Origin of the sequence: Burkholderia sp. A2, from assembly GCF_001729305.1 — a bacterium.
Lineage (GTDB): Bacteria > Pseudomonadota > Gammaproteobacteria > Burkholderiales > Burkholderiaceae > Burkholderia > Burkholderia sola.
The window spans coordinates 96,830-122,094 of sequence record NZ_LZXX01000082.1 but is presented as its reverse complement, the minus strand read 5'-3'; the positions used below and the strand labels follow the sequence as shown (position 1 = coordinate 122,094).

The 25,265-nt window shown below is 61.9% G+C and carries 18 protein-coding genes; 4 read left to right on the top strand and 14 right to left on the bottom strand.

The window, feature by feature from the left end:
* The first annotated feature begins 101 nt into the window (after positions 1-101).
* A complete protein-coding gene (locus tag A9Z05_RS07695; protein ID WP_006483193.1) occupies positions 102-299 on the top strand; it encodes a hypothetical protein in 198 nt (65 codons plus the stop codon).
* Positions 296-1,693, top strand: coding sequence for an ATP-dependent RNA helicase DbpA (dbpA, locus tag A9Z05_RS07690; protein WP_069617574.1), 1,398 nt, complete (start codon positions 296-298; stop codon positions 1,691-1,693). Before A9Z05_RS07695 ends, dbpA begins: the two co-directional genes overlap by 4 nt.
* A gap of 51 nt (positions 1,694-1,744) precedes the next feature.
* Here dbpA and A9Z05_RS07685 read toward each other — a convergent pair whose 3' ends face one another.
* Positions 1,745-2,569: a phosphate/phosphite/phosphonate ABC transporter substrate-binding protein gene (locus A9Z05_RS07685; protein ID WP_069617573.1), complete on the bottom strand. Its 825-nt coding sequence runs from the start codon at positions 2,567-2,569 to the stop codon at positions 1,745-1,747.
* A gap of 244 nt (positions 2,570-2,813) precedes the next feature.
* On the opposite strand from A9Z05_RS07685, the gene A9Z05_RS07680 reads away from it, so the two are divergent.
* Both A9Z05_RS07680 and A9Z05_RS07675 read left to right on the top strand, forming a co-directional pair.
* Positions 2,814-3,839: a fatty acid desaturase gene (locus tag A9Z05_RS07680; RefSeq protein ID WP_069617572.1), complete on the top strand. Its 1,026-nt coding sequence runs from the start codon at positions 2,814-2,816 to the stop codon at positions 3,837-3,839.
* Between the two features lie 175 nt (positions 3,840-4,014).
* Complete coding sequence (locus tag A9Z05_RS07675) at positions 4,015-5,235, top strand: benzoate/H(+) symporter BenE family transporter (RefSeq protein ID WP_069617571.1); 1,221 nt, start codon at positions 4,015-4,017, stop codon at positions 5,233-5,235.
* Positions 5,236-5,371: 136 nt separating this feature from the next.
* Here the strand turns inward: A9Z05_RS07675 and tssJ are convergent, their stop codons facing one another.
* The 13 genes from tssJ to tssB form a co-directional block, all read right to left on the bottom strand.
* Positions 5,372-5,899 (bottom strand): type VI secretion system lipoprotein TssJ, encoded by a 528-nt coding sequence (tssJ, locus tag A9Z05_RS07670; protein WP_176730176.1) that lies wholly within the window; start codon positions 5,897-5,899, stop codon positions 5,372-5,374.
* A gap of 131 nt (positions 5,900-6,030) precedes the next feature.
* Positions 6,031-7,173, bottom strand: a complete 1,143-nt coding sequence (gene tssG / locus A9Z05_RS07665; RefSeq protein WP_069617569.1) for a type VI secretion system baseplate subunit TssG — start codon at positions 7,171-7,173, stop codon at positions 6,031-6,033.
* A complete protein-coding gene (gene tssF / locus A9Z05_RS07660) occupies positions 7,137-8,951 on the bottom strand; it encodes a type VI secretion system baseplate subunit TssF (protein ID WP_069617568.1) in 1,815 nt (604 codons plus the stop codon). The genes tssG and tssF overlap by 37 nt, the downstream gene beginning before the upstream one ends.
* 9 nt (positions 8,952-8,960) lie before the next feature.
* On the bottom strand, positions 8,961-10,541 hold the full coding sequence (gene tssA / locus A9Z05_RS07655) for a type VI secretion system protein TssA (protein ID WP_069617567.1): 1,581 nt from the start codon (positions 10,539-10,541) through the stop codon (positions 8,961-8,963).
* An 8-nt stretch (positions 10,542-10,549) separates the two neighbouring features.
* Positions 10,550-14,347, bottom strand: a complete 3,798-nt coding sequence (locus A9Z05_RS07650) for an ImcF-related family protein (RefSeq protein WP_069617566.1) — start codon at positions 14,345-14,347, stop codon at positions 10,550-10,552.
* On the bottom strand, positions 14,344-15,582 hold the full coding sequence (locus A9Z05_RS07645) for a hypothetical protein (protein ID WP_069617565.1): 1,239 nt from the start codon (positions 15,580-15,582) through the stop codon (positions 14,344-14,346). Before A9Z05_RS07645 ends, A9Z05_RS07650 begins: the two co-directional genes overlap by 4 nt.
* Before the next feature lie 3 nt (positions 15,583-15,585).
* On the bottom strand, positions 15,586-15,843 hold the full coding sequence (locus A9Z05_RS34285) for a PAAR domain-containing protein (RefSeq protein WP_084044161.1): 258 nt from the start codon (positions 15,841-15,843) through the stop codon (positions 15,586-15,588).
* Between the two features lie 704 nt (positions 15,844-16,547).
* Positions 16,548-17,471 (bottom strand): hypothetical protein, encoded by a 924-nt coding sequence (locus A9Z05_RS36010; protein WP_141723387.1) that lies wholly within the window; start codon positions 17,469-17,471, stop codon positions 16,548-16,550.
* Between the two features lie 26 nt (positions 17,472-17,497).
* A complete protein-coding gene (locus A9Z05_RS36005) occupies positions 17,498-18,007 on the bottom strand; it encodes a hypothetical protein (protein WP_141723386.1) in 510 nt (169 codons plus the stop codon).
* Positions 18,008-18,041: 34 nt separating this feature from the next.
* Positions 18,042-20,672 (bottom strand): hypothetical protein, encoded by a 2,631-nt coding sequence (locus tag A9Z05_RS07640; RefSeq protein WP_069617564.1) that lies wholly within the window; start codon positions 20,670-20,672, stop codon positions 18,042-18,044.
* Between the two features lie 9 nt (positions 20,673-20,681).
* On the bottom strand, positions 20,682-23,021 hold the full coding sequence (locus tag A9Z05_RS07635) for a type VI secretion system Vgr family protein (protein ID WP_069617563.1): 2,340 nt from the start codon (positions 23,019-23,021) through the stop codon (positions 20,682-20,684).
* Positions 23,022-23,103: 82 nt separating this feature from the next.
* Positions 23,104-24,636 (bottom strand): type VI secretion system contractile sheath large subunit, encoded by a 1,533-nt coding sequence (gene tssC / locus A9Z05_RS07630; protein ID WP_069617562.1) that lies wholly within the window; start codon positions 24,634-24,636, stop codon positions 23,104-23,106.
* A 73-nt stretch (positions 24,637-24,709) separates the two neighbouring features.
* Entirely contained in the window at positions 24,710-25,222 is a 513-nt protein-coding gene (tssB, locus tag A9Z05_RS07625; RefSeq protein WP_069230479.1) for a type VI secretion system contractile sheath small subunit, read from the bottom strand.
* Positions 25,223-25,265: the final 43 nt, after the last annotated feature.

The following is a 25,265-nucleotide window of genomic DNA, read 5'->3' as shown; positions in this document are numbered from 1 at the left end:
GCCACCGCCGGTGCGGCCCGCGCCCGAGCCGCGCGAGCGCCGCCCGCCGTGGCCGCGCCCGCCCGGGTGCGCCATCAACCGAATTCAGCTGGAGAAAGACCGTGTTTACCTGCCGAAACCAGAGCTGCGGCACGCAGTGGGAGCAGTCCGACGTCGTCATCAAGGACGAAGGCCAGGGGCTGCTGTTCCGCTGCCCGCTGTGCGGCGCCCGCAACTATCTCGAACGCTTCGAGGACGATGAAGGCAACGTCGTCTACGAGCAGATGGAAGGCCGCCCCTACCTCGGAGACCTGTCTTGACCCCACCGACCGCCACGCCGTTCAGCGCGCTGCCGCTGACGCCCGCCACGCTCGCGAACCTCGCTCAGCTCGGCTATGTCGACATGACGCCGATCCAGGCCGCGAGCCTGCCGGTCGCGCTCGCCGGCCAGGACCTGATCGCGCAGGCGAAGACGGGCAGCGGCAAGACCGCCGCGTTCTCGCTCGCGCTGCTCGCGCGCCTCGACGTGCGCAGTTTCGACGTGCAGGCGATGATCCTGTGCCCGACGCGCGAACTCGCCGACCAGGTCGCGCAGGAAGTGCGCCGCCTCGCGCGCGCCGAGGAGAACGTGAAGGTGCTGACGCTGTGCGGCGGCACGCCGATGCGTCCGCAGGCACAGAGCCTCGAGCACGGCGCGCATATCGTCGTCGGCACGCCGGGCCGCATCATGGATCACCTCGATCGCGGCAACCTGAAGCTCGATGCGCTGAACACGCTGGTGCTCGACGAAGCCGACCGGATGCTCGACATGGGCTTCTTCGACGACATCGCGAAGGTCGCGCGGATGTGCCCGACGACGCGCCAGACGCTGCTGTTCTCCGCGACCTATCCGGACGGCATCGCGAAGCTGAGCCAGCAGTTCCTGCGCAATCCGAAGGAAATCAAGCTCGCGGAACGCCACGACGACAGCAAGATCCGCCAGCGCTTCTATGAAGTGACCGAGGACGAGCGGCTGCATGCGGTCGGCCAGTTGCTGAACCACTACCGGCCGGTGAGCACGATCGCGTTCTGCAACACCAAGCAGCAATGCCGCGACCTGCTCGACGTGCTGCACGCGCAGGGCTTCCACGCGCTCGCGCTGCACGGCGAGCTCGACCAGCGCGAGCGCGACCAGGTGCTGATCCAGTTCGCGAACCGCAGCTGCTCGGTGCTGGTGGCGACCGACGTCGCCGCGCGCGGGCTCGACATCGCGCAGCTCGAGGCGGTGATCAACGTCGACGTGACGCCCGACCCGGAAGTGCACGTGCACCGCATCGGCCGCACGGGCCGCGCGGATCAGGACGGCTGGGCGCTGAGCCTCGCGAGCATGGACGAGATGGGCCGCGTCGGCGCGATCGAGCAGGCGCAGAAGCGCGAGGTCGAATGGCATCCGCTCGCCGAGCTCAAGCCTGCGGACGACAGCGTGCTGCTGCCGCCGATGGAAACGCTGCAGATCCTCGGCGGGCGCAAGGACAAGATCCGTCCGGGCGACGTGCTCGGCGCGCTGACCGGCGACGCCGGATTCGACGGCAAGCAGATCGGCAAGATCAACGTGACCGAGTTCTCGACCTATGTCGCGATCGAGCGCGGCGTCGCACGCGACGCGCTGCGCAAGCTCAATGCGGGAAAGATCAAGGGCAAGCGGGTCAAGGTCCGCTTGATGGACGAGGAGTAAGCGGGGCGCGGCGCGGGGTGGTCGCCGCACCGCCGTGCGCCGCTCCGTGCATCACGCGAGTTCGGGATAGCCGTGCGCGGCGGCTGCCTGCGCGAACCGCGCAATCGTGTCGTAGTCGGCCGGCGACAGCCGGTCGAATCCCTTCAGCCTCAGCACGCGCGCCCGTTCCGCATCGACGGCGACCGCGCGATCGAGCGCATCCTGCAACGCGCCGACCTGAACGTGCGCCAGCGCCCGCGATGCGATGAACGGCAAGCCCGGCGCCGATGCCGTCATGCCGATCACGCGGATGTCCTCGAGCAGATCGGGCAGCGCGTCGCGCACATACGCGAACGTCACGCAGTCGATCGCCGCGCAATCGGCCTCTCCCGATGCCAGCGCACGCAGCACGTTCAGGTGCGAACCGAACGGCGTGACCGAGCCGAAGAACCGTCCGTCGTGCGCATGCGGCGCCACTGCGTGCCGGAAGGCGTTCATCCCGCTGTGCGAATCCTCGCCGTTGAACGCGGCCCGCAACCCGCGGCAGGCGGCGAGCGTCGTCGCGCCGCCCGCATGCACGCGCGCCGACACGACCAGCACGCTGCTGTAGCGCGCACCGTCGCAGCCGTCCGCATCGAAAACGGGGGTCGCAACCAATCGCACGACATCGCGCAAGCCGAGCATCCGATACGGGTAGCCGCAGGTCTGCGACAGCAGCAGATCGTCGCGCCGCCACAGTGCAGGCAGGTCGTCGAGCGGCGCGTCGGGCTGCGCGACATCGGCCGGCCCACCTGCGTCCGCGAACGCAGCGAGCACGTCGCGCAGCAACGCGCGCCACAGCGCGGCGTGGCGCGGCGTCACGTTGTACATCGGCAGGACTGCAATCCAGGAGCTCATGCGGGCATTTTACGCATCGGCGACGGGCCGGATGCTTATCGGCTGCCACACGATAAGCAAATGCGAATCGATTGGTTGGCGTAGCCGCGCCGTCCCGGTACCGTTCGAATGCCTGCCGGCGCCGCCATCGTGCGCGATGCCGGGCGGGCCGACCGTGATCCGCGAGACACCAGCGCACCCGGGCCGAGCGCCCCGGTTCCATCGCTCGTTCCCCGCACCGCCCGATCCATCCTGCCTCAACGCCATGGCCGAATACTTCGACGTCGATCACGCGCGCGCGATCGCCGCGCTCGACGCCCGTTTCACCGCCCGCACCGAGTGGCCGACCTGGCTGCTCGTCGTCGTCATCTACGGCGGCTGGCTCGCCGTGTTGCTGCTCGTGCGCGCCGGGCACCTGTCTCTCGCCGCCGCGACACCGCCGCTGATCCTGCTCGGCGCGTGGCACCTGTCGCTGCAACACGAACTGCTGCACGGCCATCCGACGCGTTCCGCCTTCGTGAACAAGCTGCTCGCCTATCCGCCGCTGACGGTCTGGTATCCGTACACGCTGTATCGCGACACGCACCTCGAGCATCACCGCGACGAAGACCTGACCGTGCCGGGCATCGATCCCGAAACGAACTATGTGACACGTGAACGCTGGGCGCGGCTGCCGCGCTGGCGCCGGGCGCTGACGGTCGCGCGCAAGACTTTCATCGGGCGCATCGTCGTCGGGCCGCCGCTCGCCATCGCCGCGACGTTCCGCGACGCATTCGCCGCGTTCCTGCGCGGCGATTTCCATTACCTGCCGATGTGGGCGACTCACGTTGCCTGCGTGGCCGTGCTGCTCGCGTGGCTGCAATCGGCGATCGGCGTGCCGTGGTGGTACTACCTGCTGGCCGTCACATGGCCAGCGCTGTCGCTCGCGATGATCCGCTCGCTGTATGAACATCGCGCCGCGCCGCATCCGAAAGCACGCATCACGATCAACGAAGCCGGCTTCGCGATGCGGCTGCTGTACCTGAACAACAACTATCACCTCGTCCATCACGACCTGCCGAAGCTGCCGTGGTACGACCTGCCGCGCGCATACCGGATGCGTCGCGACGCGTATGCGCAGAAATGCGGCGGCTTCGTGATCCGTGGCGGGTATCGTGCGCTGCTCGCGCGCCATGCGTGGACGCCGACCGATCCGCCCGTGCATCCGTTCGACGAAGGCACGGCATCGCTGTCGACGGGCAGCGGGATCAAGGTGGCGGTGGTCGACAAGGTGTTGCAGATCAGTACGTGACGTCAGAAGTTTCCGCGTTTCGGCACCGATCCTTACAAAAAGCCGACAACACCGATCGCCGCCTGCGAATTGCCAATTGCGCCGGCAATGCGCAGAATGGCGGCTCATCCGGGGCTTCCAACAATCATTCGCCCCGGCTCTGCCGCACGGCCGCGCGCCGCCTTCCCCGACGACGATGCAACCCAACACCCCTTCCGGCGCGATTCGCACGCTCGGCAACGACTGGTCCGTTTCCGCGATCACCGCAGGTTTTCTCGCGGTCCTGATTTCCTACGCAGGTCCACTCGCGATCTTCTTCCAGGCGTCGCAGGCCGCGCATGCGTCCAACGGGATGGTGACTTCATGGGTCTGGGCGATCTCGATCGGCGCGGGCGTGTCCGGGTTGTTCGCGAGCTGGAAGCTGAAGGTGCCCGTCGTCACCGCGTGGTCGGCGCCCGGCACCGCGCTGCTCGTCGGCCTGTTCCCGCAACTGACGCTCAACCAGGCCGTCGGCGCTTACATCACGGCCGCACTGATCATCCTGGCGATCGGCGTGTCCGGCTATTTCGACCGGCTCGTGCGCCACATCCCGCGCGGCATCGCGTGCGGCATGATGGCCGGCATCCTGCTGCCGTTCGGCATGCATGCGTTCTCGGCCGCGACCGCGCAGCCGGTACTCGGTTTCGGGATGATCGCGGCATATGTGATCTTCAAGCAGCTGCTGCCGCGTTACAGCATCGTGCTCGTGCTGCTGACGGGCGCCGCGCTCGCGACGCTGCTCGGGATCACGCATCTCGGCAACGTGTCGCCGAGCCTCGCGCGGCCGCTCTTCATCGCCCCCGAATGGACGCTCGGCACGACGCTCAGCCTCGCGCTGCCGCTCGTCGTCGTCAGCCTCACCGGGCAGTTCCTGCCGGGGATGACGATCCTGCGCGTGTCCGGCTATCACACGCCGGCGCGGCCGATCATCACCGCGACGAGCGTGATGTCGCTCGTCGTCGCGTGCTTCGGCGGGGTCACGATCGTCGTCGCGGCAATCACCGCGGCGCTGTGCACCGGCAAGGATGCGCACGAGGATCCGGCGCGGCGGTATGTCGCCGGGCTCGCGAACGGCGCGTTCTACCTGACCGGCGGGCTCTTCGCGGGCACGATCGTCACGCTGTTCTTCTCGCTGCCGAAGGCGTTCGTCACGATTCTGGCGGGGCTCGCACTGATCGGTGCGATCGGCGCGAACGTGCACGGGATTTTCGAGGATGAGAACCATCGCGACGCGTCGGTGATCACGTTCCTCGCGACCGCGTCGGGGATGACGTGGCTCGGGCTCGGGTCGGCGTTCTGGGGGATCGTGATCGGGTCGGTGGCGTATGCGGTGCAGAGCCGGATGCGGGGGCATCAGAAGGACCGAGCCCGCGCATGACATCGCCCTCGAGCACTCGATGCAATGCGTTCCGGGCACGGGTTCGTCGGCTCTCGCGATTCGGTTCATCGAGTGCGCGGGTCAGGTCATGTCCTTTGCATTTCAAGGATCGTCAAGACACCGGGCCAGTCAGGCACTACCTCGATGTGTTGCGAATCGCGCCGCTGGCCAACAGAAGCTGATCGACAAGCTCGAGTTTCAACGGCTTGTCCGCGTCGAGCTTCTTCTTTTCGATCACGTACTTCCAGCCGTCGCCATTGCCCGGGTTGCGATAGAACGCCACGACCGCAACGTATTTCGTATCGGCCTGCATCGGCTGCGTAAGGCTTGCCGACGCCCCCGGATTCAACACCGCGGCAAGGTTGGCCTGCAGGTCCTGCGCAAGCACCGTCCGGTCATTCTTCAGCAGATCCTCGTAGGACGCACCATCGAACATCTTGCGATCCTTCAACTGATACACGCGCACCGCGACCGACGTTGCGCGGCCAGCGTCATCAGGGTTCAAAGCCTCCCGAGCGGACAGATCGACGTTGAGCACCTTGACCTGCTTGAAGAACACCGCGTGATACGCGCTCGACGAGGCGTCCGAGACGGACTGCCAGGCGCCGCATGCGGACAGCAGCAGAACGGACAAGACGGTTGAAACAGCGAAACGAATGGACATTGGTTTGCCTCGGCAATGCATGGTGTAGGTCATGCGCGTATTGGTGTCAGCTGTTGTCGGCCGGACGCAATAGCAGAAAAATGAATGCAGCAACTGAACCGAGAAATCTGAAGGCCATGCGTCGTTCCTGGTCAAGCATGCGATGCGGAAAGGTGTGGATTCGGATCCGGTGTGGGAAAAGCCTCGTAAACACCGAGCGCAATATTGACGATACGTTCCTCGTCAGCGGGCAGCACGGTCGTCCAGCCGAGCCGAGGCACCGGCCCGGTATTTCCCTGACCGATCGCCGGTTCCGGCGTGTATCGCGACGACACCTCCATACGCAGGTGTACGTCCGCCTTGACACCGACATATAACTGCACAAAGGCCATCAAATCGCGATGCAGCCCTGCACCCGGCAATAGGTCCTGCGCCTGCCGAGCGTCGGCCGGCCGCAACGTCACCCGTACCGCCCGGCTTCGATACGCCATCCGCTTTCCCAATACGTAGCCTCCGCCCAACCCGTTACGTTGACTGGTCCCCGACTTCCCGACCGCAGACCCGGCACCGGTGAGCGGCCGCGGCCGCCCCGTCGACGTCACGACCGGCCAGAACTCGTCGACCCGAACCTCGACTCGCGGAATAGCCAGCGCAACGACGCCCGCCAGCCCCTCCGGCGTGCGAGTGCGCTGAATCAGGAGCCCCAGCAACGCCAGCATCCGCGAATCGGGCAGGCCGGCGCGCTTCGGCTTGTCACCCCAGCCGAACCCGGCCAGACACAACAGGTTGCGCGAATGCGCATCGATGCCGCCAGGCCTGAAGTGCTCGGGATAGCGATACTTTCGCCAGGCGCGATACAGCAACGTGACATACCGATGATTGAACTGGTCGAGAAACGCCTCGACCGCCTCGTGCCCTTCCTCGCGCAGCACGATCTCGTCGACCATGTGCGACGGCATCGCCGCATCGACGCCGTACAGCCCCATGAAGGTCGTGCGCACGGTCGGCGGTAAGCCAGGCCCGAACGTGTCCGGTCCATCGTCAAATTCGACTGATGCAACTTCGCTCGCCGGAAAACCCATCCGCGGTCGCGGCCGGAAGCGAACCGGTTCATGCTCGAGCGCGTCGCGTGTACCGAACCCGGGCTGATCGGGAAAGCGCACCTCGAGCAACCGGCACAGCTGCATGAAGTTCATTCGCGGTGCACGCGCCAGCAGCGACGCGACAAGCGGGTCAAGATTCGGCATGTCGTGCAGCTTCATAGCGGAGCCCGCTCGGCCTTGCTCCGCGGCCATTCGATGCGTGCCTGAGACGGCAGGCTGACGATCGCGAGCTTCGTGAACAGGTTGATGTCCGCGTACAGCGCGAAGAACCGATGCAGCAGTTCGCCGAACAGCATCACGTCACCGTCCCCGGCGAACGCATGGCTGTCGAGCGTGACCTCGATCAGCACGCCGCGCTCGACCGAGCCGCCCGACACCTCCTCGATCAGTGCCTGTGACACCCACAGGATGCCCGCGAGCCGTCGACGGTTCAGCTCGTCATCCGTCCAGTCGTAGAGCGCGAGCGCCCCGCGCAGCACTTCCGCGTTCATCATCGACAGGAAGTTCGGCGCCAGGTGCGACAGCACACGCCACTGGAACCGGTCTTCCGTCGGCGGATACAGCGGCAGCGTCGGCGAGACGAGATTGCGCACCCCGGTGACGTTCTGCGAACTGGTCGCGAGTTCGTCGAGACTGGCTTCCCGCAGCCCCTTGCGCGGCAGCAGCCCGTTCGTGCCCGTCACGCGCAATGACAGGCTTTCCTCGGGCAGCGCCTCCATGGTTTCCCATGCATGACCACCGAGCACCACCCACGTTTCGTGCAACCCCGCCACGCCCGAGCGCACACGCGAATGGAAATACCGCTCCGGCGCCTCGTGGCGCAGCATGCCGCCACGATGACGAAACGTCGCAAACGGCACGTATTCATACCGCTCGGCCGTTTCGTGGTCGAATGCCTCGATCGCATCGACGGAATACGTTTCGACATGTTCGCCTTGATGGCCCGCCGGCACCACGCGATATTCGGTTTCGTGATGGTCGATTTCGATCGGCTCGGCATCCAGCTCGAACAGGTTGATCACCGGCGAGCAGAATAACCGCACGTTTTCCGCGCTGAAGCGCTGGTCCGACGGATAGGCCTGCGTCAGCACGATCTCCAGCTCGAACCGGGTGGTACGGTCGGGCAGCTTCGTGACATCCAGTCCGCAAAGATCCACAAACAGGAATTTCTCGCGGAACGTGAAGTATTCGAGCAGCAACTGATAGCCGGAGAAAGCCGCGTCGGCCTTCGGCCACAGTCGCTCCTCGGCCGAGAAGCCGGCCGGCTTGATCGTGACGCCGGCGAGCGGCATCGCCTCGCCATCGCGAATCTCCGGAATGCGCAACTGAATCGTGTCGACCTGGCGCGTGAGCGCAAGGTGCATCGCGAACGCCGTCGGCAGATCCGCATTCAGGTACAGGCGCAGCCGGGACAGATCCGTTTCCATCCGGCGTGCCGACCCGCCCAGCGAGAAACCGAGCCGGATGACCGAGCGGCCGTCGTGCCGCACGGTCGGCGCGGCATGCGTTATCGTGACCGGTTGCAGCGTGACCGCTTGCGTGGTCCTGTAAATGCATTGCACGGCCTTCGGCGACAAACCTTCCGCGCCAGCGGGCGGCGGTACGGCGATCGGCGCTGAGCGTATCGATGCGCCCGCTGGCACGACTTCGGTCTTCTGAAGCTTTTCCGACAGCGGAATGAGTTCCACGACCGACAACGACGGGATCATGCGCAAGTAGTGCGGCCATAGCAGGCTGACCAGCCCTTCCGTCAGCTCCGGCAACTCGTCGTCGAGCTTCTGCCGAAGGCGCCCGGTCAGGAATGCGAAACCCTCGAACAGCCGCTCGACGTACGGATCGCGATCGCCGACACGGTCGAGGTTGAGCAGCCGCGCGCGATCAGGATGCGCCTTCGCGAATTCCTTGCCGGCCTCGCGCAAATAGCGCATTTCCGCTTCGTAGTAGCGCAGGATGGGATCGTCGTTTGCCATGAATTCTCGTTACGAAAGAGTCAGCGCTCGAGCCGGGTCGAGCACGGTAAGTTCCGCCTGCAGTTCGCCGATGCGGCGCGCGAGCGTCGGTTTGTCGGCGTCCTTGCGGTTGCTCGTCGCTTTCAACACGCGCACGAGTTGCTGCTTGACCTCGAACGCCAGCGCAGGCTCCCAGCGCATCACCGGCAGCGAGCGTGACGACGTGTCCAGTTCGACCAGCAATGCAAGGGCCGTATCCGGTCTACCGGCATGATCGGCCACGCGCGCCATCACGAGCCGCTGCAGGAAACGGTGACGCTCGGTCTTCATGCCGGGCAGCGCATCGAGCCATGCGAACGCGGCCTCGACGCCGTCGCGCACGACCTGCTCGCGAGCCTGCGCCTCGATCTCCGGCCAGTCGCCCGCATCGCCTTCGCTATCCGCGGACACCGGCAACAGCGCAACGGCCTCGCCCGCTTCGAGGTCGCGCACCACCGCGTGGCGGGCGATCCACTCGAGCGTCGTGTCGTCGGAGAATGGCGTGCCGTCGCTGAACGAAAGCCGCTCGATGCCCGGCAATCGTTCCAGGAACAACGCAAAGTCCGCGCGCAGCACGTCGCTCCATGCGTGGTAGGGCGCGCCGACGTGATCGAGCGCGACATGCTGGAAGTACTGCAGGTCGAACCACAGGTGATTCACGCCTTCCATGAACGCCCCTTCGACGCGCTCGAGCAGTTCGTGCCACTGCTTCTGCAGCACGAGCCGCTTCAGTTGCTGGCGCAATTCGGCGCGCGGCGGCGCCAGACGCGTGTGCGACGCGGCATCCGACGGCGGCACGTCGTGCAAGGTGTCCCACCGCACGCTGCGCGCGATACGCACCGACGGCAAATAGCCGTTTTCCTGATCGCGCAGCCATGCCGACATCGCGCGGGCATGATCGAGCAGGTCGCGCGCCGATGCGATCGATCCGCTCGATACGCTTGCTGAGGCGGACATCTGCGGCATCGCCATGTCCGGGCTCACGTTGCGAACCGGTTCGTCCTTGTTCCCGAAGCGGGCAACCAGCGGATGCAGGTTCGGACGGGCGGCGTCGGACCACGTACCGGTGCGGGTGACGAGTACATCGAGCGCTGCAATCGCGCGCTCGCGATCCGCGGGGCCGAAGTCACTGCGGCTGTCCAGCGTTTCGATCATTCGCGCGGTCGACAGCATTTCCAGCGCCGCCCGCTTTGCCTCGGCGCGCGCGGGCAGCAAGGTCTCGCCGAACCGGTCGACCAGCGACGCGGCCAGCTCGAGTCCGTCGGCGAACCCGGTGGGACCATCCTGACGCAGCCGCGCAAATGCGTAGTAACCGACCAGACGCAGATCCTTTCCGGTTTCCTTGAGAAGCTGTTCGCATGCTCGGGTAATCAGGCCGTCGTCGATTCCGGACAGCTTGGTCGCTTCGTCCTTCAGTTCGAAGAATGCATCCTCGTAACCGGGATCGCGGCCATGCGCGTGCTCCCCCGGTATCGGGGCAAGCCATGCCGCCCAGGTATTCCGGCGCGCTTCATGCAGCGAATCGAGGCGTGGACCGCCAACGAGTGTCTTTACGAAATTGGCTAGCGTCATCGCAGGTCTCAAAACGCAAATGCGTCGCCCAACAACTGGAGGGCGTGTCCGAATGGTTTGGAGGAAGCGTCGGCGGACATCGACGTTGTCGCCAGAGACGACACCGTCATCCCCGGATCGGCCGTGGGCGACTTCATGCCGGACGTAGCCGGTTGCGCGTTCGCTCGCGCCGATTCCGCCGCGGCAGTTCGACGAGGCGCCGGCGTCGCCGGCATCGGCTCATCCTGCAACGACATCGCCCCCGGAAGTCCCGGCGGCAACGGTACGGCAGCATGCTTTGCCGCGGCGATTGCCGCAGCCGGCAACGGCGGCGGACTGGCTGTCGACATCTTTGGCCCGGTACCCGCCGCTCCGGTCACGAAAATCCGTGCCGGCAGCGCGAAGTTGCGCAACTGGAGTACGTCGAGCGGCCCGGCGCCCGCTTCGGCGCGCAATTGCACCTTCAGCGGAATGCCCCGGCTCGCGTCCGGCATCCAGGTCAGCAAGTAACGCGCGTTGTCCTGCTGTGCGACCTTCGCACGCTCCAGCAACCGGATCAGGCCGAAGCGCCCCTGCGAGTCGAGCGCCGTGCGCAATCCACCCTGCTCGGTCTGCCATTCGATATGCGACAGGTTCTCGAGCGACTGGCCCGGCCACTCGAACGGCACCCATTCCTGCTTCTGGTTGAAGTAGCGCAGTTCGCGCCCGGACAGCACGAAGTTCATGCCGGTGACGCCTGGCGTCGGTATGGCCTGCAGTTCGTACCGTACGCGCGCGTCTCCGGACGGGAACAACACGGTCGAAATCCGCGTGAGCTTGTTCAGGCCGCTCAGGAAGGCGGGATCGATCGTGAGCGCGCCCTGATCGGCACCTTGCGCGACGACCCACCGATCGCCCCGCCGCTCGATCACGCCGGCGAGCTGCGTGGCGACGAACTGTGCGATCACGCCGTTGTCGGGTCGCATGAAGCGCGCCATCTCGGGCAGCGACGCGTCGTTGTCGGCGTCCGAGAATGGATATCGGCCGCCGAACGACTTGTTCCAGTCGGCCAGGATCGCCGTCCGCCAGATTTCGTTCAGGCTCGACGCGGCCGGCTGCACGACGACTTGCCATGCCTGATCGAACGGTGCCCGAAACAGCGCGCCGAAGCCGGCCCACTGCTCGCCCAGGCTTGCAGCCACACGGCTCGCGTAGTCGCGGCTATCCGAGATATCGGACGTCTTGCCCTGCAGGACCGATTGAGCGGCCAGCCGCGCGATCGCATCCGGATCGGCGCCGGAGACGATCTGCGATGCCTTCAGACGCATCGCCGTGACCCGCTCGAGGTAGCGTGCGAGACTGAGATCACCGGTCGCGGCCAGTTGCGTGGCGGCCTTGCCGTTGGCCGACGCGCCGGACACGAGGTCGCTGCCGGTCAGGCGCAGGATCGGGCCGAAGGCTGAGGCAAGCGGCGCGAGCGGCGGTTGAGCCTGCTTCGACGGATCCTTTTCGTCAGCGCCGACCAGTTGTTGCGCCTTGTTGATCAGGCTCTCGGAGAGCGACTGGGCGCTCGCACCCGCGCCCGCCTGGTAGACGATCGCGTTCATCAGCGCGACGAGCGGCGAACGTTGCGAGTCGCCCAGCAGCGTCAATTGGTCGGCCGTGGCTGACAGCGTTGGCGCGGATTGCCAGCGCAAGCTGTTGAGGAACACTGCCCATGCGCGCGCGTAGTCGTCGAAGTAGCGTTGGCGCAATTCGGCTTTCAATGTCGGTGGAGAGTGGTTGCTGTCCTTGTTGTCGGATGCGCCAACGGCGTGTCCTTCGGGCCGCAACACCCAGTCGCCAGACACGTCGCGCTTGGCGCTTGCGTCGTCGATCGCCTTCGAGATGCGCTCGTCCCATGCCGCACGCGTGAAAACACCGGGGATGGTCGCGGTCGTATTGAACAGGCCTCGGCTGGTCGTGTCGCCGAGCAGCGTCGCGAGAGAAACCGGCGGATATTTCGGCGTCGCTTCGTCGATGATCTGCTGGTAGAGCGCGTCCGTCGAATTCTGGATGCCCCGCACACCAATCACTGTTTGGCGGGCTGACGCAATCAGGTTGGCGTTCAGTGTGCTTGCGAACGCCGAAGCGTTTGATGCGGGGGCGCGGCCGAGATGATTGGCGAAGAACGCGATAGCGTGCAGACGCAGGTCCTCCCAAGCGCCCGCAGATAGAGGCGAATTGGACGGGCGCGCGGGCACGGCCGTCGCGGTAAGCTGCGGCATCAGAAAGGCAGCGACGGCGCGCTCCGGCTTCGCGAGCATCAGGTAGGCCTTGAGCGTGTCATAGGCGGCCTGGGTCTGTGCGTCGCCGCCGTCAGCAATCTGAGCGTCGGACAGGGATGCGAGCTGTTGCAGGCGCGCTTCGAGCGTCTGGCGGATCGGGGCGATGAGGGTGCGGTTCGCCGCGCCGGCGTAGCTCGGCCACAACGCGTCGAGAAGCGCGCTGTCGCGATTCAGGCCGAATCGCGATGACCAGGGTGCGCCTTCGCGCTGATGGACTTCGAGCGTGTCGATCTGTTGGCCCAAGGTGTTCAGGGATTGCAACGCCCGCGTGCGGTCCTGAATCGTGGAGAGATTAGCGATCGTGTCCGCGGTGCTCTGGATCGTTGCAAGGTTGACGAATCCAGACAGCATCGTGCCGGCGATCCAGCAGCCGAGCAGGCCGGTTGTTAGCCACGCGGCCGCGGTCGACAACGAGAAGCCCACGCGGCGGCCGTGGACCTTGCGACTGTGTTCAGCGACGGTTTGCCATATCGTGCGGTGTGGCGGGTCGTCATCGTTTGCGCTGGCCGGTGCCTGCGACAGTGCCAGTTCCCGCTCGTTGAATAGCGATGCGAACAGAAGGCCGTGGACTGCATGCCGCCAGATGCGTGATTGGGAGGTCTGTAGCACCAGACCAGACAGCGCACTTCCGAGATTCGAAATGTGCTGCGACAGTTCAGCTGGGTAGCGATCGCCTCCATCCTTCGTGAGGCGCACGACACCGGTATCCGCCAGGTTGTTGGCGAGCTCTTGGAGCGACGCGTCGAACGCGTCCGAGTTGACGCGCGCGTTCGACCAGGTGAAACCGATTGCCTCGTCGGAACTCGACGCCTCGCTGCCGAAATCCGTCACATTGAGCAGATAGGCCGGCGCGGCCCAACGTAGTGCACGCGCATGGCGCGTGAGCCGTTGCGAAAGATTGTCGGTGTCAAACGGGGCATCGACGGAATTGCGGTTACATGTGACTGCGACGACCGCATCGACCGGACGGCGGCGGCGCAGTCGGCGGATCTGATCGAGCCATGCGGTATCGAGCGTACTGCTCGTCTGCTCTGCGCACAACAGGACGGTATCGCCGGAAATCGCGTAGCCGGTCTCGATCAGGCCCGGCGCGAGACGCTGCACGAGCGGTTCATCACCGGCAATCAGCACCCACCGTGTGCGATAGCGCCAGCGCGATCCGTGGCGGTCACGCAGCGCATTGCGTAGCGCAGCAGCCCGGTCGGCCTGTCCTGGCGGTCGACCTTGATCGTTGAGTTCAACCGACACTGCACGCTGACCCGCGTCGTATCGGGCGAACCAGCGGGAAGCTTTCAACGATGCGATCCAAAGCAGTACTCCCTCCAAGTACTTGACCAGCAGGATCACCACCAGCAAGACCGAGAACAGAATAAGCTCGATGATGATTCGTATCTCAAGGGACCAGCCATGCCGAGGCCCTTCCACCCATACTGCGATACCGAGTGCAAGGAGGACGATGGCAGCCGCGATGCCAATAAAGAGGCCCGCAGGTAGAGTCTTGGTGTCGTTCTTGTTGTTCATGTCTGTTTTCTGCACACGAGGGCAATCAGGTCCTTTCCTTCGCCACACAGCACCATTTGCAAATCGCCCGTTATCCGGGCACTTTCGGCGGCAAGGGCAACCGCCAGCCACGGTCCCGCACCTGAACAATCGCCCACTGATTTCTCGAGTACGTTCCAATGCGTCTGGTCGGGAAATGGTGCGGCTTGCCGAACCGCGCCGACGCTGTGGTCCGTCAGACCGTGTGTCCATACCGTGCGTAGACGATCGCGGGAGGCCTGCCCCCAACGGGTCGCCAGCTCGACCGTTCGGGTGACTGCATCGAGCGAGTCCTTGGCAGGACGATGCAACCGTAGTCCGACGGAATTTGCCGTCGACGCAAGTCGCGAGCCCCCCACCAGCAGGGCCACGCCCGCCTCTGCAACGCCACCCGACAGGACGGTACTGATGGCATCGCGAAGCTCAACGGCGATGAGCAGGTGAGCCGTATTGGCGTCTCGCATGTCGAGCCACGCGTCCGTTCGAAAGAGGGAGGACGTGTGCTCTCCAGGCTTCAGGTCGATCTTCAAGATAGGGACGCGTCCAGCGATCAACTCACGTATCCGAGTCTCGATGATCTCGGACTTCACTCTGGACCGGTGCTGTAGCTCGACCTGAAGCTGCGTCCGTGGTGGAAGCGCGCTGAGCTGCGGCAGGAGATCGTCGATCAAACGTTCGAGCAACCACATACCTATCGCATGATGGCGCGCATGTTCGACAAGTTCGTTCCCCGGGTGAAAAGGCAGATCGGGGATGTCGAGCCAACGTGCATGGACGTCGCTATCCGCGATTGCGCCACTTGGCCGTCGTGTCGACAGTGTGCTGCCGTTCCAGATGCCCTCGAGCGCGTTCTCCGAATCGTTCGCGGCGAAACACCAGGCATGTCCGAGTATCGCCAGCGGTCTGGCCGCCAACGCGTGGCAGGCCTGCTCAGCTTCGTCGCTGACCCGGTTCGTCGCAAGCGCCTGGTTACGGCGGGCGTACCCGTATCCGAACCATGCGAACAACCCGAAAGCCCAAACCAGAAAGGGGTAGCCCACGACGCAGAACCAGAACCACAGCGTGTTGGTCGGACGGCCTGCTGGCCAGAGCATGATCGCCAGACCCGCGCCCGCAGCCACGACTAGCACCAGCAGGACGGCCCAGACGATCATCGAGACCTGAGGTGAAGGCGGCACCGCCACCCGCGGCGGCACGCGATTGAAATCGACAGGCATCGCTTAGCGAACCCGCGCTCCGCCGGCCGACGCAATGAGTTCCGCGCCACACCGCGTGTGATCGCCATCGCGCGATAGCGGCGTCGCGCCATCTCTCATCCTGCCGCTACCTTCGACGATTTCGTTATCGCCGTGGATCGGACATGAGATCTTGTCGCCGACGCGTGCGGCTCGGCGCCCCTTTACCTTGATGCGATCCGAGCCGGTCAGAATCCTGCCGCCGTGGCTCGTTGCGTCACCTTCATATACGAGATTTTTCATCGATTTCAGAGTGTTTTCAAACCCGACACGAAGAAGGGAAAAGCGTGCGGTCAGTCATCTACACCATTGACAGGTGAATTCGTTCTTAACCCGCGAAATATTCGTTGATTTAGCTTCTGATAAATTCCCGGTGCGCACATATGATTTGATATAAGGCTCCCATGTCTTTTTACATACACTCCACTTGTCGAACCTTGATAAATTACGTAGTCATATGCTCCGACCATGAACTTTACGTGTGTAAAATTCAAATTTCCCACATAAATATCGCTAATTACGAAGAGATTCACCGGAGGGTTTGGTTTTTCCGGAAACTGAAGCTCGACATGCCCCGGCACCCCATATCTGTAATGTACATATCCATTGTCTGGCGAAATATTTCCCGACGCGCACAACGAGACCACTTTCCCATCAATCGGACAGCTGAAATAGACTTCCTCGTGTGGTTGACACAATGTAATTTCATCAGCATTAACCACTTGACATCCAATAATTACACCGATGAGACCAGCTGACACATGTAGCGATCGATAACTCAATTTAAATCCCCGCGGCCGTTTATTTCCTTGAAATTGTCGACGCGCCTGCCACGGCTATCCGTGTCATTGCCCATAATTGCAGCAAGCTCGCTTACCGGCCCATTAACGCAACCGAGCATCGCACACCTCAATCAAATATTGACTATGGAATTAAGACTCGATGAGTCAATTACCCGAGAAACACGCATTCACATCTTCACAACGAATCCATCGTTCGATAACATTCCCGTTCCTCTGACGATACCTTGACACCACAAATCCCTTCGACAAGCTAGATTCATTCACCAATACTGAATCACCTTGCACAAGATAGGCTCTAGTAACGGATGATTTCTCAGGCATTGCGTATAGATATGCCCTCCTTGAAATCACTGCATGTCCGCCCCAGGCACCCGACTCAACTGGTGCTACGTGGATAGATGCGCCATTCCGGCCACTAGTCAAAGTCTTCTTGAGCTTGTCGGCATTTTCGGCATCTCCATCCCTCTGCAATTGGGCAAGTAGTTTCGAGTAAGCACTTCTGTTACCTGTACTTGGTGGATCGCATGCAAGCAGATTGTCAAACGAGGTACCTTCTGCCAAATATGCTAAGATTGGCGGCTGTGAACTTTGGTATCCATTTTTGTGTTTCGATGAATAAGCGGCATAGATGTCGGCTGCATTAGGCGGATTATCGAAGATCGGCTCAATGTTGACGGACCACTGGTGAGGCGCGCGCCACTCTCCACCACAGACCGCGTCTTGTGCCACATGCACAACGCAACCATCCTTCATACGTACGAAGGCACACAGATATTCGGAATGCACGGGCACACCGCTGGAATCAGCAAGGTCTCCTTCAGCAGAAAAATTCACGATCGAGTACTGTTTGTCCGGAGACAGACTATTCGTGTCGGGCTCGTAAAATCTCAATCCCTCATCGAAAGGGGTAAAAATCGTGCCATCTTGCCGCTTAAAGTGAATCGTTCGGTAGGCATTGTGCTCGCGATTGGTATACTGTAAAGCATTTGATTCATCGGACACACTTACCTGGGCCTGAACGTAGGCAGACAGTACGGCCAAGAACAAAAATAGCGATCTACGAATCATTTGAAGTCCTACCGCATCCTACGAATCTATTCCCGTCGGCTGCGCCAGTATTTCTTAACGTCAGAAGCCGTTCTGTATCGAAATTTTGACTCTGCGCCCTGGGAGTATCCATCAATCCCGGTCATTGAGTCATCTTCAGAAATATGCTTATTTTCAACCAGCATGCCATCTTTATCAAAAAAATAGGCGTACACCTGATAGAGTCGTCCATAAGTGCCATCGCCGCGACTGTTTACATCCCACGCAACAATGGAGAACACATTGATGCGACCGTGAAGCCGCATAAAAAATATCGACTCGACATTCGGCGCCCCTCCCTCAACAGAATATCGTGCAAATTCAGTTTTTTTACATCCATTTTTTGTTGGTCGATAAAAATAAAGGACAATCGGATATTCAAATGTACCGCTTTCGACGGAAACCCTCGAATTATATTCCAGCACTGACGCATCAAAAACGTTGTTATTTATATTTATTTCCGGGCAATTCGAGACAATTTTAGCCCCATATGCACTGAGCGAGAGGAGGAGCGACATTGCGCTCGTCACCAACAGCCTAGAAAGAAACATCTTACGCCACCTCCTTTTGTAGCCCAAGAATTGGCGCCACGTTGTTGTAGGCAGTAAGGCGCTCTGAATACCCATTTTTTCCACCGTTTACCACCTTCGAAACCGCAAGAACATTTCCAGAATCTGCAATTCCGTTGACATTTCTAGTAACAGCCCAGTAAACAAATGCCGATTCGATCCCATACTCCAAATCACTAAGAACTAGATCTGGATTCTCTACGAAGTCACGCTGATCATCCGGGAAGCGTCGATTATGCTCATCCGTAAGCACCATATAGTTGCTTTTAAATGTTGTTTGTATAAGTCCTCTGCCGCGATATTTATATCCATCACCAGATTCTTCATTTCCATTTTTATATCGATCGGCATAAACGTAGCTTGCGAGATTTTTTGGATTATGCTCATACTTGCTTGCTTCCGTCCACAATTTATCTCGCATCCGTCCAAAATTGCAAACAATATCACCCGATACTTCGCTATACTTTTTTTTGCCTTTTGGCGCAGGATTGCATCCGTAAACCTGCTTCATTCGCTTTGAAGAATATGAAAGTCCTTCTTCGACATTCTTAAAACCACTCTCGACGGCGATCTGCGAGAGAAAATGCGCGATCCTTTTTGGCGTGGTGACCTGATAGCCTTTCGCGTATTTGTTGAGTGCCGGAAGGATCTGTCGATGGTAGTTTTGATTGCCACTTGGATCAACTGCCGCAAGCATCTCAAGTGTGATAATTCCCAGGCCGATAGAAAAATTTCCAATTAAGCCAATTGGATTGACATGAAAAACCTCCGGCCCGGGGAAGCTTGGTACAGCTGCCTTCACCTCGTCCCACCAAGCGAGCTTCTCGATCCGCATCTGCTCTTCGGCGTGCTGCGACTTCGGTCCCGTCTGCTTCTCCACCTCGACGATCAACTGCTTCCACTTCGCCGGATTCGCCCATTCGCTTTCGTGCTTGACGATCAGCCGGGACGCCGCCTGCATCAGCCACGGATATCCACCACGCTCGGTCTGCGACAGCGTGCATAGTTCATCAGCCGCTTGCTGGCCGTCGCCTTTCTTGAACAGGGCGTCATACACTTTAAGCATCAGTGGACTGATGTTCGAACGCGAAGCAAGGTCGGCGACATTGGCGCCGCTCGCATAATCCGCCCACTTCCGGGTCGTCGCAAAGATCGTATGCGCCGGATCGTGGGTATCCTTCAGGCACTCAAAGTCGATCCATTGCTGTGCGAATTCTCGCGTCACGCGCCCGCCGGGGAAGTTAAAGTCGCACACCCAGCCGTCGATCGGCTGGCCTAGGGCATTCACCCCCTCGACGTGCCACCAGTTCACCGGGTAACCGGGATTGGGATTCGGATGCTTCTCGGGGACTCGCCGATTCGGATCACGTGCCAGCTCTGCAAGCGAATACACCTGAACAGCATCCGTCTTTCGCGACTGCGGGTCAGCGCCGGGGACGAACTTGTCACCCTGAGTGCGTTGGTAAAGCACCGTGCCGGGTGCAATCCGCAGGATTGTCGGCTCCGACGGCAGGCCCAGCGCCGTCCAGTTCTCCTTTTGCGGACCGTGCTGGTTGACCCACGCGCGTCCCTGCTCGAGGAACACCTGAATGCCGTCATCGCAGAACACTTCGATGTGCACCATCCGGGTTCCGGACGTGCGTTCGTTCAGCGAATCGTAGCGACCGAGGTGGCCGATCAGGTCACCAGCCTTGATCGGGATCCCACCTTCGGCTCCTTGCGAATTGCCCGTCCGACTCGTCTGTTCTGTCGTGGTAATCACCCGGTCGAACATCGAATCCTGGATCGTCTCTTCGACGGTCGGTCCACCATTCTCCTGGCCGATAAAAACCCAGCCGCCAATGGCATGGGCCGACTCGGCATAGCCGCCAGCTTCGGCGGCGAACAGCGATGCACCGTGCAAATCCGTCACTTGCCCCCAATTCTTTTCCCGCTTGCCGATGCTGACACTCGCCCCCTGCGGAAGAAGACCAATGATTTCGCCGCGCGGATAGCTTTTTCGAACCCGCAGCCCCCGTTGCGACTCATCGGGAACCTGCCCGTTACGACCCGGCAAAGGCTTGTCCTGCGCGTATTGCGTGACCTGCCATTGCCGTGGCCAGTACGACGGCTTGTTCCGCTTCGGAAAATTTGCGTAGTCCTCCCACGACATCAGGTGCATATACAGGCTGTAAAACGTCAGCTTCGTATCACGCGGAAACTCCATCGTATGCCGCACCAGCGCAAAGCCCGTGCTGTACGGCGCCTGAACCAGCGTCTCGCTACCGACCTCGCCGAGTTCGCTGACCGGATAGGTCTTGTTGGCGCGAAATGCAATCAGTGTGCCGTCGGCAATGCAGCGCAGCCCCGCGTCGAGATCCAGCGATTGCCCGGCGCCTGCCTCCGTGATGTGGATGCCACCATGCCACATGCCCTTGCGGCTCACGAGATACGCGCCTGATGGCTCGCGTTCGGACAGCAGGCGGTAGATCTCGTGCTCATCGGTAAATTGCGCGGAAGCGTCGGACTTGCCCTGCCCCTTTCGAAGGAACGGAAAGACGAACGGCAGCGGTTTCAGCTTGGCCGGAGCCGGCGTGGGTGATTGCGGCTTCTTCGGTTTGGGTCGAGTTGCCATGGTCGTCCGTTATTCAGAGAATCCGAAGTTCGTTGCGTGCTTCATGTCTTTGACAGGTGCCGCAGCCCATGTCGGGAACTTGAAACTGCCGCCGTCAGGGGCGTCGACGGTCAGATTTCCCTTGAGTTCGATTTCTCCGGCTGGACTGCCGAGAACGATCTTGCCGCCTGAGAGCTTGATGTAGGCGCCTGCCCCATCGCCGAGCGTGACGCCTTTGCGACCGGTGATGATCACTTCGCCATCCGATGAACTCGCTGTCATATCCTGCATCGACATCAACTCCATCCCGTCGGACTGCGCCTGCACCTGGACCTTGCCTTTCGCTGCGAAGATCCGAATCCCAAGCTTCGCTGCAAAAAGCGAGATCGCCTCACCTGCCGCCACTGCTATACGCTTCATCACGCCGATGTCGAGCCCGTCGCCGGCGGTCACAAACATCTGCTTGCGGGCGGCAAGCTGCATCTGCTGCCCACTGACGAGCCCGACGCCGTCGGGAGCGGTTGCGACGAGGACCGGCTTCTGAAGCCGTTGGAGCTTTTGCTGGATCAACACGCGCTGTTGATCGATGTCGGCCTGTAGCGCCTTTGCCGCGTTCGCCGAGTCGTTGAGTGCACTCAGGATCTGTTCGGCCTGCTCAAGCGTCGCGTCGGCGTCCTGCATCGCGAGCTGCGGGCCTGCGGCGCCAAGTTGTCCTTCCGCGCTAATCAATACGCCCTTCGATCCTCGAATCGCCGCCGGGCCGTCGGTGCGCAACTCGGCGCCCTGTCCGCGCTCCTTGCACTCCCCGTCGGCCATGTGCCCCAGGTTCAGCTCACTGGTCTGAAACGGCGTCGTCAGATGAATATGCTCGACACCTTCCTTATCCTCCATCCGCATCTCGTTCCGAGCTGCGGTGCGGATCAGGTTCCGGGTATGGTTCTGACTGGTGACGAGATCCGGATGCAGACTGTCATGCATCGCCCCGATAATCACAGGCCGATCCGGATGACCTTGCGTGAAAACAACGGCCACCTCCGCCCCATCGATCAGCGGAAAATGATGCCCATAGTCGTCACCGCTATACGGCTTCGCGAACCGCACCGGCCGGCTCGTGCCGCCCGGACTCCACTCATCGAGATCGAACGGCAACTTGATCACATACCAGCCCTGTTCGGTCAGATATGCGTACTTGTAATCCCCGGGAGAGGTAATGCGCGCGGGCAGAATGCCGTCGATCGCCGGTCGCTTGATCGCATCGATGGACGTGCGCCACACACGATCGGACGGAATCCCCTCGAACGTCATCCAATACGACTGATCGCGACCGCCCTGCGACTGAACCGCCGTGATGAAGACTCCATGCTTCGCGTCGGCCGGGTTCGGCTCGATCCGCATGACTTCACCGGCTTCGAGACAGAACGGATTACCCGTTCCCTTGAACGTGATCTGTGCGGCGAGATGCGCCTCGTGACGTCGGCGGGCCACACCCTTACCTTCTTCCGGCGTCTCGTAATGCTCGCCCCAGCGGTAATCGACGCCGCTCGTCGTCGTGTCGTCGCGCGCGGCGTTTTCCTCGATGAGCAGCGACACACCGGCCTGCCGATGGTTGTAGTCGTGCAGACGAACAGCTTCAGGTACACGGCGGGTCCGCTTCTCGAGCGTCTTGATCGCGTCAGCACCGGAACTTTCGAGCCCCGAGTCTCGCCGGTGCGACACGGTACGTTGCTTGCGTGCGTAGGCATCCAGATCATCGCCAAACACGATCACAGCGTGATCCTTCTTCTGCTCCCAGCGGAACCAGATTCCTTCTTCCGCGCAAAGGCGCTGAATAAACGCAAATGTCGTTTCGTGATACTGGGTAATGTACTCGCGCCGCCTGTATTCGCCGCGCAGCTTAAACAGGAAGTCGACCCCGGCCCGGTAGCCGTAATGACGTAGCGTGTCGGTCACGATCTCCTCGACCGACTGCTTCTGGAACAGCCGGCTCGTCACCCCCCGGTTCAAGTCGGCGAGCTTCGGCTCGAGCCGCACGCGATAGTGGGTTTGATCGGCCGAACTGCCGAACTCGTCGAACTGCGTGATGACGCCGTGAATCGTATAAGCCGGCGACATCGTGCTGAATTGGCCTGCGTTCTCGCCAAACATCCTGCGCAGATAGTCGAGGTTCGGATCGACCGGCGCGATGATGAATTTAGCGGGACGGCCGACCACCTGATCCATCGGGATACCGGCCATCGGGCTCGTGAATTCGATGTCGTAGCGGTACAGCTCGCTCACGGCGTCCCGGCCCGTGAACCGCAGCACGGACGTCGGCGCCGGATGAGGCGCCAGCTTCAATTCATAAGCCTGCGACGGCAGTATCATCGACATGGATTTTCTCTCAGGTGCACGAACACCACGGCGCCGCCGGGCAGCCATCAGCGTCCCGGCGGGTCATGCATGAAACGGCGGATCAGCCCTTGGCCTTCGGCATCTGCGACACGAGCGACAGGCCGATGTCCATGCCCTCGACCTGGAAGTGCGGGATGATGAAGAGCTTGATGCGGAAGAAGCCCGGGTTGTCGTCGATGTCCTCGACCGTCACCTTCGCCTCGCGCAGCGGGTGCGACGCCTGCAGCTCGTCGCCCGGATCCTTCATCTCGGTCACGAGCCCCTTGATCCAGTTGTTCAGCTCGAGCTCGAGCAGACGCCGGTCCTTGGTCGTGCCGATGTTCTCGCGCTGAATCAGCTTCAGGTAGTGCGCGATGCGCGACAGCAGGAAGATGTACGGCAAGCGCGCATTGATGCGGCTGTTGGCCGTCGCCTCCTTCGTCTCGTATAGTGCCGGCTTTTGCGTCGAGCTGGCCGAGAAGAAGCACGCGAAATCGTGGTTCTTGTAGAACGACAGCGGAATGAAGCCGAGATTCGCGAACTCGAATTCGCGCGTTTCCGGGATCAGCACTTCGGTCGGAATCTTCGGCTGCACGCCGGTGCCGAGGTCATACAGGTGAACCGGCAGGTCTTCCACCTTGCCGCCCGCCTGAGGGCCGCGAATCTGCACGCACCAGCCGTTGCTGACGAAGCTGCGTACCATGTTGGCCGCGAACGCGAACGACGCGTTGACCCACAGATACTTGTCGTGGTCCGGGCCCTTCACCGCTTCTTCGTAGTTGAATGCACGCACCGGCGTCGTATCCTTGCCGTACGGCAAACGGCCGAGCACGCGCGGCATCGTCAGGCCGACGTAACGCGCATCGTCGGTGTCGCGGAAGCTTTTCCACTTGATGTACTCGGCACGATCGAAGTAGTTGCCGATGTCCTGGATCGACGCCACTTCTTCCATCGACTTCTTGCCGAAGAATGCCGCGCCCACCGAGCCGATGAACGGCATGTGCGCCGCAGCCGCGACCTTCGAAATATTGCGCAGCAGCGCGACATCCATCGGCGCGTTCCCGAATTCGAAATCGCTGATCATCGCGCTGATCGGCTGGCCGCCCGGCGTGTCGTATTCCTCGATGTACGTGAGACGATACAGGCTGCTCTGAATCAGTTCCGGCGAATCCTCGAAGTCGCGCTGCAGCGCATCCTTCGATACATCCAGCACCTCGATGCGGGCGTTCTTGCGGAAATCCGTGCGCGACACGAGCATCTTCAGGCCCCGCCAGCGACCTTCGAGCGCCTGGAAATCCGGTGCATGCATGACCGCGTCGAGCTGGCGGCTGATCTGCCGATCAAGCTGCCCGATGTAAAAATCGAGCAGCGACTTGTCGAGTCGGTCGACCGGCTTGCTTTCCTTCGCGATCAGGTTGAGCAGCGCGTCCATGCCGCGCGCGACCCGTTCGTCGGCCGACGCTTCCGACAACGCATCGTTGTCGCGGAACGCTTCCATCGGCCGCGCCTCGGCGACCGGCTTCAGGTTGATCTTGTTGCACAGCGCGGCATAGACACTGTCGTTGTCGAGCGCGATGGTTTCCGTGGCGCCCTGGCGCGATTCATTCTGGTTCATGTTTCTCTCAGTCACGTTTGGTATGGCTGCGTGGTTGCGGGAGGCGGTGACGGCCGTCTTGGGCCGGCCGCGCTCACGCATGGCCTTCCTGTTGCAGGGTGGCCGTCGCGATTTGTCCCAGTTCGCCGCGCAGCTTGTCGGACAGGCGCTTGTCCTTCAGGATCTTCTCGAACTCGCGCCGGAACATGCCGTTGTCGAGCAGATTCGACTTGAGGTCGCGCAGCAGATTGCGCATCGCCAGCATCGCTTGCAGTTCCGGAATCTGGCGAGCAACCTGCTCGGGCTCGAAATCCTTCATCGAACGGAACGAGAGATTCACCGGCAGTTCGGAGCCGTCGCCGGCCAGGGTGTTCTCCGCGGCGATCTTGAGATCCGGTGCATGGTCGGCCAGGACCGCGTCGAAGTTGTTCTTGTCGATATTGACCTTCTTGCGCTCCGCCAGCGGCGCCTGTTCGCGGCCCGCGCTGAAATCGCCCGCGACGAGCAGCTTCAACGGCAGCTCGACCTTCTTCTGGGCCCCGCCCGTATGCAAATCCAGCGTAATCGAGACGCGACTCTTCGGAATTTCTCTCTGGAAGCTATCCATTTGCAATCCTTATTTAGTGATGGTCAAGCATAGGTCGGGCGCA